Origin of the sequence: Shewanella sp. SACH (assembly GCF_001887095.2) — a bacterium.
Classification (GTDB): Bacteria; Pseudomonadota; Gammaproteobacteria; order Enterobacterales; family Shewanellaceae; genus Shewanella; species Shewanella baltica.
On record NZ_MPDG02000002.1, the window covers coordinates 873,106 to 883,127 of the forward strand.

6 protein-coding genes and 3 tRNA genes are annotated in these 10,022 nt (G+C 46.8%); 8 read left to right on the forward strand and 1 reads right to left on the reverse strand.

The genetic code is table 11. From position 1 onward, the window contains the following. Positions 1–162: 162 nt before the first annotated feature. Complete coding sequence (gene mutS, locus BM607_RS11710; protein WP_071938335.1) at positions 163–2,733, reverse strand: DNA mismatch repair protein MutS; 2,571 nt, start codon at positions 2,731–2,733, stop codon at positions 163–165. A gap of 384 nt (positions 2,734–3,117) precedes the next feature. Between mutS and recA the strand changes: the two genes are divergently transcribed. The 8 genes from recA (at position 3,118) to BM607_RS11755 (ending at position 10,020) form a co-directional block, all read left to right on the forward strand. Continuing rightward, entirely contained in the window at positions 3,118–4,185 is a 1,068-nt protein-coding gene (recA, locus tag BM607_RS11715) for a recombinase RecA (protein ID WP_011847432.1), read from the forward strand. 74 nt (positions 4,186–4,259) lie between these two features. After that, complete coding sequence (locus tag BM607_RS11720) at positions 4,260–4,673, forward strand: regulatory protein RecX (protein ID WP_071938334.1); 414 nt, start codon at positions 4,260–4,262, stop codon at positions 4,671–4,673. Between the two features lie 632 nt (positions 4,674–5,305). After that, on the forward strand, positions 5,306–7,930 hold the full coding sequence (alaS, locus tag BM607_RS11730) for an alanine--tRNA ligase (protein WP_071938333.1): 2,625 nt from the start codon (positions 5,306–5,308) through the stop codon (positions 7,928–7,930). A 9-nt stretch (positions 7,931–7,939) separates the two neighbouring features. After that, the gene (locus tag BM607_RS11735) at positions 7,940–9,196 is read left to right on the forward strand and encodes an aspartate kinase (RefSeq protein ID WP_006082603.1); all 1,257 of its coding nucleotides are present in this window, start codon (positions 7,940–7,942) and stop codon (positions 9,194–9,196) included. A gap of 118 nt (positions 9,197–9,314) precedes the next feature. Then, positions 9,315–9,512 carry a carbon storage regulator CsrA gene (gene csrA, locus BM607_RS11740; protein ID WP_006082602.1) on the forward strand — a complete coding sequence of 66 codons (198 nt, stop codon included), beginning with the start codon at positions 9,315–9,317 and terminating at the stop codon, positions 9,510–9,512. 206 nt (positions 9,513–9,718) lie between these two features. Continuing rightward, positions 9,719–9,810 (forward strand) — tRNA-Ser (locus BM607_RS11745). Between the two features lie 22 nt (positions 9,811–9,832). Next, a tRNA-Arg gene (locus BM607_RS11750) sits at positions 9,833–9,909 on the forward strand. Between the two features lie 34 nt (positions 9,910–9,943). After that, positions 9,944–10,020: transfer RNA gene (locus BM607_RS11755), tRNA-Arg, on the forward strand. Positions 10,021–10,022 lie beyond the last annotated feature (2 nt).

Sequence of the window (10,022 nt, forward strand, 5' to 3'; positions counted from 1 at the left end):
TCGTTGATCTCTATGCCTAGCTCCTAGCTAAGGTCTAGTGATTTAGTCTAGTGCTTAGGCCTAGTCGATAAAAGTAAACGCCCACAACAGAGTGGGCGTTGTTGTTTCTAGTCTTGTATTGCTGATAATATCGCTTAGCGAATATCACTCGCTCACAGAACTTTAGCTCAGACGTTTCAGCTCATAGAGCAAATCAAGTGCTTGTTTTGGCGTTAAGTTATCGGGATTAATGCTACTTAACTTCGTTAGCGCTGGATTCTCAACCGGTTCAGGTAACGCGAGTAAGCTTTGAATAGGCGTCCTCGTTCCTTCAGCTTGATGATCGCGACTCTCCAATTGCTGCAACTTATGTTTAGCGGCTTTAATCACTTTGTTTGGTACGCCGGCAAGCGCCGCAACTTGTAAGCCGTAGCTTTTACTAGCGGCGCCTTCTTGCACTGCATGCATAAAGGCGATGGTATCGTCGTGTTCAATGGCATCGAGGTGCACATTGTAAACACCGGCCATTAATTCAGGCAACTGAGTTAGTTCAAAATAATGGGTGGCGAATAGGGTCATAGCGCCGACTTGCTGGGCTAAATACTCTGCCGCCGACCAAGCAAGTGATAAACCATCATAGGTGGATGTTCCGCGGCCGATTTCATCCATTAACACTAAGCTACTGGCGGTGGCGTTGTGTAGAATGTTGGCGGTTTCTGTCATTTCGACCATAAAGGTTGAACGACCAGAGGCCAGATCGTCTGATGCGCCAATACGGGTAAAGATACGATCGATAGGGCCGATCAGTGCGCGATCTGCTGGCACAAAACAACCAATATGAGCCATCAGCGTGATCAAAGCGACTTGACGCATATAGGTCGATTTACCGCCCATGTTAGGTCCGGTGACAATCAACATACGTCTTTGATTGTGCAAGGTGACTGGGTTAGCGATAAACGGTGTTTGACTCACACGTTCCACCACTGGGTGACGACCAGCCTCTATCTGTACGCCGATATCTTGGCTCAGCTCAGGGCAAGTGTAGCCTAAGGTTTCGGCGCGCTCAGCAAAGTTACTTAACACATCAAGTTCTGCCGCCGCTCGAGCAAAAGCTTGTAATTCATGTAATTTTGGCAGAATAAGATCAAATAATTGTTCCCATAACTGCTTTTCGAGTGCCAGTGCTTTACCTTGGCTCGAGAGCACTTTTTCTTCGTACTCCTTAAGTTCGGGCGTGATATAACGCTCCATATTCTTAAGGGTTTGACGTCGTTGGTAATTGAGTGGCACTTGCGAGGATTGCAAGCGACTCACTTCGATGTAATAGCCGTGTACACGGTTATAGCCGACTTTAAGTGTGTTGATACCTGTACGTTCTTTTTCTCTGGCTTCGAGTTGAACTAAGTAATCGCTCGCACCTTCGCTAAGACCGCGCCATTCATCTAATTCGCTGTTGTAGCCTTCACGGATCACTCCGCCATCGCGGATAAGCATGGGAGGATTATCGACTATCGCGCGCTCAAGCAAGGCTTGTTCAGCGGGGAACTCACCTAAGTGTTGCCGTAATTGAGTCGTGTGCGGTGCGCTCAGTGTGCTTAAACTTTGTTGTAATTCAGGTAGTAAGCCCAGCGCTTGACGTAAACGGGCAAAGTCTCTTGGGCGAGCGGTACGCAGTGCGAGTCTTGCCATGATACGTTCAATATCGCCAAGTGCCTTTAACTGTTCATGCAAACCTTCGTGGGCGGCGGTATCGAGTAGTTCAGTCACCGCCTGTTGGCGTGCTTTGATGTGTTTTGGATCTCGCAGCGGCTGATGGATCCAGCGTTGCAACATACGACTACCCATAGGCGTTGCCGTGTTATCTAATACTGCGGCTAAGGTATTATCGCGACCACCGGCAAGGTTTTGAGTGAGTTCTAGATTTCGGCGAGTTGCCGCATCGAGCACTATGCTATCGGTTTGATTGAAGCGGGTAATGGCATTGATATGGGGCAGGGCTGTGCGCTGTGTGTCTTTGACATATTGCATCAAGCAACCCGCAGCTTGCAGTGATAAACGTGCATCTGCGATACCAAAACCATGCAAGTCTTTCGTGCCAAACTGAGCCAGCAGTAACTTGATGCTAGTGTCGTAATCAAATTCCCATTCAGGGCGACGACGTTTACCTTTAAAACCGTTTAGTAGACCTAGTTCGCCAAAGTCTTCACTGTAGAGAATTTCAACGGGATTAGTGCGTTGCAATTCAGCTTCTAATGACTCTCGCGTGTCGAGCTCGGCAATCACAAAACGTCCGGATGAAACATCCAGAGTGGCATAACCAAAACCGATTTTACCTTGATAAACCGCTGCCAATAGATTGTCTTGGCGTTCCTGCAGCAGGGCTTCGTCGGTTAAGGTGCCAGGCGTGACGATACGCACCACTTTACGCTCAACAGGCCCTTTAGAGGTTGCTGGGTCGCCAATTTGTTCACATATCGCAACCGATTGACCAATTTGAACTAATTTCGCAAGATAGCCTTCCACAGCATGGTAAGGCAGTCCCGCCATAGGGATAGGATCGCCACCACTTTTACCGCGTGCCGTGAGTGAAATGCCTAACAGCTCAGAAGCACGTTTAGCATCGTCATAAAACAACTCGTAGAAGTCACCCATGCGATAAAACAGCAACATGTCGTGATGTTCTGCTTTCATGGTCAAGTACTGACGCATCATAGGAGTATGTTTTTCTAAATCATCGGTATCAATTACATTCATTAAATCGTTATCGTCCGTTGTGACTGCCGTGGTTATGTGGGATTAAGCGCTATGGAAGCAGAAGTCTGCTGTACAATTTTCAGCTAAAAAGACCACGCAAAATTTGCTGTGCCAATCTTAGCAATAATTTACCGAAAATTGAGCCCTTGATGACGGATATTCGTCAAAGGGATGCAATATCGGATTTGATATTCGCTAAAACCTTGGCCATATTAAAAAATCCCATTACCTAAAAATAATTCAGTCACAGGTCTTGATACTGTATGATTGTACAGTATACTAGTCAGCAGAATTAAGACAAAAAGCGCGGCTTTTTGAATTACCCGTTTGTAAATTGAATATTACTTTTGACAGCTTAAGGCTTGTCTTGATGAGGGAACTGGAATGAAGGTCGATCCAAATAAAGAGAAAGCACTTGCTGCGGTATTGATCCAAATTGAGAAACAATTTGGTAAAGGCTCCATCATGAAGCTGGGTGAAGATCGCTCTATGGATGTTGAGACCATTTCTACCGGTTCTCTGTCTCTGGACGTTGCTTTAGGTGCTGGCGGTTTGCCAATGGGGCGTATCGTTGAGATCTATGGTCCTGAATCATCAGGTAAAACGACACTGACTTTAGAAGTGATTGCCGCAGCGCAACGTGAAGGTAAAACCTGTGCCTTTATCGATGCTGAGCATGCACTCGACCCTATCTATGCTAAAAAATTGGGCGTAGATATTGATAACCTGCTGTGTTCACAACCAGATACCGGCGAGCAAGCGCTTGAGATTTGTGATGCATTAACTCGCTCTGGCGCTGTTGACGTCATCGTCGTCGACTCAGTGGCGGCATTAACGCCTAAAGCTGAAATCGAAGGTGAAATTGGTGATTCTCACATGGGCCTAGCGGCACGTATGATGAGCCAAGCCATGCGTAAACTTGCGGGTAACTTAAAGCAATCTAACACCTTACTTATCTTCATCAACCAAATCCGGATGAAGATTGGTGTGATGTTTGGTAACCCAGAAACGACAACCGGTGGTAACGCGCTGAAGTTCTATGCTTCTGTTCGTTTAGACATTCGTCGTACTGGTGCCATTAAAGACGGCGATGAAGTAGTCGGTAACGAAACTCGCGTTAAAGTGGTGAAAAACAAGGTTGCAGCACCGTTCAAGCAAGCTGAATTCCAAATTCTTTATGGCCAAGGTATTAACCGTACTGGTGAGTTAGTTGACTTAGGCGTAGCCCATAAGTTGATTGAAAAAGCGGGTGCTTGGTACAGTTATAAAGGCGATAAAATCGGTCAAGGCCGTGCTAATGCGGGTAAATATTTGACTGAAAACCCAGCCATTGCTACTGAAATTGACAAGACATTACGTGAGTTACTTTTGAGCAATCCTAGTGCACTGGCTGCCAAAGCTGATGCTAGCACGGAAGATAATGTTGATTTAGAAACAGGCGAAGTATTCTGAGTCAGTCAGCCCGTCAAATCGCGGTTGCGCTGTTAGCGCGCCGCGATTATTCCCGCCTACAAATCCGCGATAAATTGCTCGAAAAAGGTTTCGAACTGAATGATATCGAACCTGTACTCGATGCTTGCGAATCCTCCGGTTTTATCAATGATAATCGCTATGCTGAACTGTTGGTCCGTAGCCACATTAGTCGAGGCCACGGTGCCATCCGCATTCGCCAAGCGATAGCGCAAAAAGGCCTGTCTAAAGATTGCATTGAAGCGGCGATAACCAATAGTAATTGTGACTGGTTTGAGCTAGCAAAAGATAAAGCCACTAAAAAATATGGAATTCCTCGCGTAACAGAAGTGAAGGGCTCTAAAGCCCGGGATCTCATCGCGAAGGAAAAGGCCAAACGAGTGCGGTTTTTAATGGGCCAAGGCTTTAACTACGATCAAATCTCTTATGCGTTAGATTCAGATCCCAATGATCTCGACGACGATTATTAATTGCCTCAACTCATCGATTGCGATGTAACCTTAAGACTGTAAAAGCTCCTTTAACAAGTCCTCAGAAAATCTCCTCTAAAATGTCATCAAATGGGCTTTGTTGCTTTCGTTCCCGACACTTTACCCACTTGCTCAAATACTGTACTTTTTGCACCTAACCCGCAGAGTCTGTCATTGTCCTTTATTATTGCTGTTTTGCCTCTAGCTACTCTGGTATGGGCTATTCACGCAAAAATATTAAATTCCTGATGTGTATACCCAAGCCACCTCAATATACGAGTTTCAGAGCGCTTAGGGCACATCAATTCTAGGCGCATCAATGAAAGAATGTCGGCCACCTTTTGAGTTGATGCAACACGGAAGTGAAGTGCCCTAGGCGCTCCGTCCCGGCGGGCTTTAACGCACTTTATGCAGTGTTGGTTATTCTTAACTTAGCCCACTAGGTCTACAAATAACCGTCTTGCCTAAAGTGCGTTAAATCTCCGCTGAATCCTGTATCTTGAGGTTGTTTGGGTATATATCACCAATCAAGGCTGGTCGTCCTTACTCAGTCTGCTTATAATGCTGGGCAAATAGAAATACGGCTAGCCTAAGGCGTAGCTGGTAATGCTTACCCAATTCAGGATGATTTCATGTATCAAACTACAGCAGAGCTTAGAAGCGCTTTCCTCGAATTTTTCCGCAGCAATGGTCATCAAGTTGTGGACAGTAGTTCATTAGTGCCAGGCAACGATCCCACACTTTTATTTACCAATGCAGGCATGAACCAGTTCAAGGACGTGTTTCTTGGCATGGACAAACGCAATTATACGCGTGCGACCACTGCTCAACGTTGTGTACGCGCCGGTGGTAAGCATAACGATTTAGATAACGTCGGTTATACAGCACGTCATCACACCTTTTTCGAAATGCTGGGTAACTTCAGTTTTGGTGATTATTTCAAAGAAGAAGCGATTCGTTTTGGCTGGACTTTCTTAACTGAAACTTTAAAGCTGCCGAAGGAACGTCTGTGCGTCACGATTTATCAAACAGACGATGAAGCCTTTGAAATCTGGAATAAAAAGATTGGTGTTGCTGCTGAGAACATTATCCGTATCGGCGACAACAAAGGTGCTGCTTATGCGTCAGATAACTTCTGGCAAATGGGTGATACCGGTCCTTGCGGCCCATGTTCTGAGATTTTCTATGACCATGGCGACCATATTTGGGGCGGCCGTCCTGGCAGTCCTGAAGAAGATGGCGACCGTTTCATCGAAATCTGGAACATAGTGTTCATGCAGTACAACCGTCAAGCATCGGGTGAAATGCTACCTTTGCCTAAGCCATCGGTTGATACCGGCATGGGGATTGAGCGTATTGCCGCGATTATGCAAGGCGTACATTCTAACTACGAAATCGATATCTTCCGTACGCTGATAGCCAAAGCGGCAGAAATCATCGGCGTAAGCGATTTAACCGAGAAATCACTGCGCGTCATTGCCGACCATATCCGTTCATGTGCATTCCTTATTGCCGATGGCGTTATGCCGTCGAACGAAGGCCGCGGTTATGTGCTGCGCCGCATTATTCGTCGCGCCGTTCGCCATGGTAACAAGTTAGGCGCGACCGAAGCTTTCTTCTATAAGCTGGTTCCGTCTTTGATTGCGGTGATGGGCGATGCGGCCAAAGGGTTAGCTGAGACTCAAGCGATTGTTGAAAAAGCACTGAAAGCGGAAGAAGAGCAATTTGCCCGTACGCTTGAACGTGGTTTAGGCATTTTAGATGCGGCCTTAAACGAGTTAAAAGGTAATACCTTAGACGGTGAAACGGTATTTAAGCTGTATGACACCTATGGCTTCCCAATGGATTTAACCGCTGACGTGTGTCGTGAGCGCAACATCATTGTCGATGAAGCAGGTTTCGAAGTCGCCATGGCTGAACAACGTAGCCGCGCACAAGCTGCCGGTAACTTTGGTGCAGATTACAACGCGGCGCTGAAAATCGATGCTGAAACCGCATTCAGTGGTTACACCGAATTAGCGGGTCAAGCTAAGATCACCGCGATTTATCAAAACGGTGAGTCAGTGACGGCTATCAAGACGGGTGACGAAGCCGTTGTCGTACTCGACGTGACACCTTTCTACGCGGAATCTGGCGGTCAAGTGGGCGATAAAGGCCAACTGGTTGCGAGCGGTGTTGAGTTTACGGTTAACGACACGCAAAAGTACGGTCAAGCAACGGGTCATCAAGGTGTTTTAGCTACAGGTAACTTGAGTGTTGGCCAAGTTGTTGAAGCGAAAGTCGACAAAAAACTGCGTCATCGTACTCAGTTAAACCATTCTGTTACGCATTTACTGCATGCCGCACTGCGTCAAGTGCTCGGTTCTCATGTCTCGCAAAAAGGTTCTTTGGTTGATCCTGAGCGTTTGCGTTTTGACTTCTCCCATTTCGAAGGCGTAAAAGCTGCGGAATTAAAAGAAGTTGAAGAATTAGTTAACACTCAAATTCGTCGTAACCATGAGCTGAAAACCGCTGAAATGGGTATAGATGAAGCCAAAGAGAAAGGCGCAATGGCGCTCTTTGGTGAGAAATATGACTCACAAGTGCGTGTTGTGACTATGGGCGATTTCTCTATCGAATTGTGTGGTGGTACCCATGTGGGCCGCACGGGCGATATCGGCTTATTCAAAATCACCTCTGAAGCGGGTATTGCTGCAGGTGTTCGTCGTATCGAAGCCGTTACTGGCGCTGCGGCTATGGCCTATGTGGCGCAGCAACAAGCTGAACTGGAAGAAGCTGCAGCCTTATTGAAAGGCGATGCCAACTCAGTTGTCGCTAAGTTAAAAGCCCAGCTCGATAAGATGAAGCAACTCGAAAAAGAAATGGCGCAGTTGAAAGATAAACTCGCGGCTGCAGCCAGTGCTGATTTAGTGGGCGATGCCGTTGTGGTTAATGGCGTTAACGTACTGATCAAAAAGTTAGACGGCGTTGAGGCAAGCTCATTACGCGGTCTGCAAGATGAATTAAAACAAAAATTGAAATCGGCCATTATCGTTCTTGGCACTGCGCAGGAAGGGAAAGTTAACCTGATCGCCGGTGTGAGTAACGATCTTATCGGCAAAGTCAAAGCGGGTGAGCTAGTCGCTATGGTCGCTGCACAAGTGGGCGGTAAAGGCGGCGGTCGTCCTGATATGGCTCAAGCGGGCGGTAGCCAGCCAGAAAATCTGGATGCGGCATTGGCTCAAGTATTACCTTGGATTACTGAGCGTCTAGCTTAAGAGGTTGCTGTGCCCCAAAAACGAAAGCTTAGTGGTAGCAAGCTTTTTGTGAAAAAGTTCGGCGGCACTTCGGTGGGTTCTATTGAACGTATCGAAGCGGTCGCTGAGCAGATTACAAAGTCAGCTCACAATGGTGAGCAGCAAGTCTTAGTCTTATCTGCGATGGCGGGTGAGACTAATCGCCTATTTGCACTGGCAGCACAAATTAATCCGCGGGCCTCGGCGCGCGAATTAGACATGTTAGTGTCAACGGGTGAGCAAGTGAGCATTGCCTTGATGTCGATGGCGCTACAGCGCCGCGGTATTAAGGCGAAATCCCTTACGGGCGATCAGGTACAAATTCATACTAATAGTCAATTCGGCCGTGCCAGCATTGAGCGGGTGGATACTGAGTATTTGCAATCCCTGTTAGCCGACGGTGTTGTGCCGATCGTCGCAGGGTTTCAAGGCATCGATCCTCAAGGCGAAGTCACAACCTTAGGACGCGGTGGTTCAGATACCACTGCTGTAGCCTTAGCGGCGGCGTTAGAAGCCGATGAATGCCAGATTTTTACCGATGTGGCAGGGGTATTCACCACAGATCCGAATATCGATAGCAGCGCGCGTCGCCTCGATGTGATTGGGTTTGATGTGATGCTCGAAATGGCAAAGTTAGGCGCTAAAGTATTGCATCCCGATTCAGTCGAATACGCCGAGCGTTTTCGCGTGCCATTGCGAGTCCTGTCGAGTTTTGAAGCTGGGCAGGGGACGTTAATCCAATTTGGCGACGAGTCTGAACTCACTATTGCCTCGTTAGTCCAAGGTATTGCGATTAATAAGGCGCTGGCAACGCTGACGATTGAAGGGCTGTTTACCACCAGTGAACGCTATCAAGCGCTGTTAGGCTGTTTAACGCGATTGGAAATCGATGTGGAATTTATTTCCCCATTGAGGATCCACGAGGATGATCCTTCGGGTCGAGTCAGTTTTATGCTCGCTGAAGCTAAGGTTGATACTCTGCTTAATGAGCTCGAAGGCTTAAGCGAAAGCCTTGCTCTCGGACCATTGATTATCGAACGGCAACGTGCAAAAGTATCTTTAGTTGGCAAAGGTTTACAGGCAAAAATGGGATTATTGACTAAGATGTTAGAAGTCTTGGGTAATGAAACTATTCATGCTAAGTTACTCACGACGTCAGAGAGTAAATTGTCAACCGTTATCGATGAAAGGGACTTACACAAGGCGGTTCGGGCGTTACATCACGCTTTCGAGCTAAATAAGGTGTAATTAAATAACCGTTTGAGTATTGAATACTATTAATTTGTACTAAGCTGACCTTATAATAAGCCCATCTACCGGATGAGTGCCGTGTGTAAGCTGAATTAAGAAATAAAGGAGCTATCGAATGCTGATTTTGACTCGTCGTGTTGGCGAAACACTGATGATTGGTGATGAAGTCACAGTTACAGTGCTAGGGGTAAAAGGCAATCAAGTGCGTATTGGTGTGAATGCACCAAAAGAGGTTTCTGTTCACCGTGAAGAAATCTACCAGCGCATTCAATCTGAAAAATCAGGTACACCATCGGAAGGTGGTAACTTTTAGTACCTTGTCTTGGCAAGCGTATTACGGCAACAGAAGAGTCAGTTTTTTAACTGGCTTTTTTTATTTTTTAGACCGAAAGATTGGCGCAAATCAATACATTGGCTTGATATAACAGCAATGTGATTAAAAACAGTTCAAATGGAATCTGTTTCGGAAAAAGGGTTTGACTTATTTTCGTCAAACAGTAATATGTGCGCCAAGAAAACGGAGAGGTGGCCGAGTGGCCGAAGGCGCTCCCCTGCTAAGGGAGTATGGGCTTTAACTCCCATCGAGGGTTCGAATCCCTCCTTCTCCGCCATTTCTTACCGATAGAAAACAATGCGCGTGTAGCTCAGCTGGATAGAGTACCTGGCTACGAACCAGGCGGTCGGAGGTTCGACTCCTTCCACGCGCACCATTTTTTATTGAAAAAGTAAATTTAGATACAAGTCGCGCGTGTAGCTCAGCTGGATAGAGTACCTGGCTACGAACCAGGCGGTCGGAGGTTCGACTCCTTCCACGCGCACCAAT

What these genes read in the sequence shown, in the direction of transcription:
- mutS (WP_071938335.1), bottom strand. Translation starts at nt 2,733, where the DNA reads ATGAATGTAATTGATACCGATGATTTAGAAAAACATACTCCTATGATG.
- recA (WP_011847432.1), top strand. Translation starts at nt 3,118, where the DNA reads ATGAAGGTCGATCCAAATAAAGAGAAAGCACTTGCTGCGGTATTGATC.
- alaS (WP_071938333.1), top strand. Translation starts at nt 5,306, where the DNA reads ATGTATCAAACTACAGCAGAGCTTAGAAGCGCTTTCCTCGAATTTTTC.
- csrA (WP_006082602.1), top strand. Translation starts at nt 9,315, where the DNA reads ATGCTGATTTTGACTCGTCGTGTTGGCGAAACACTGATGATTGGTGAT.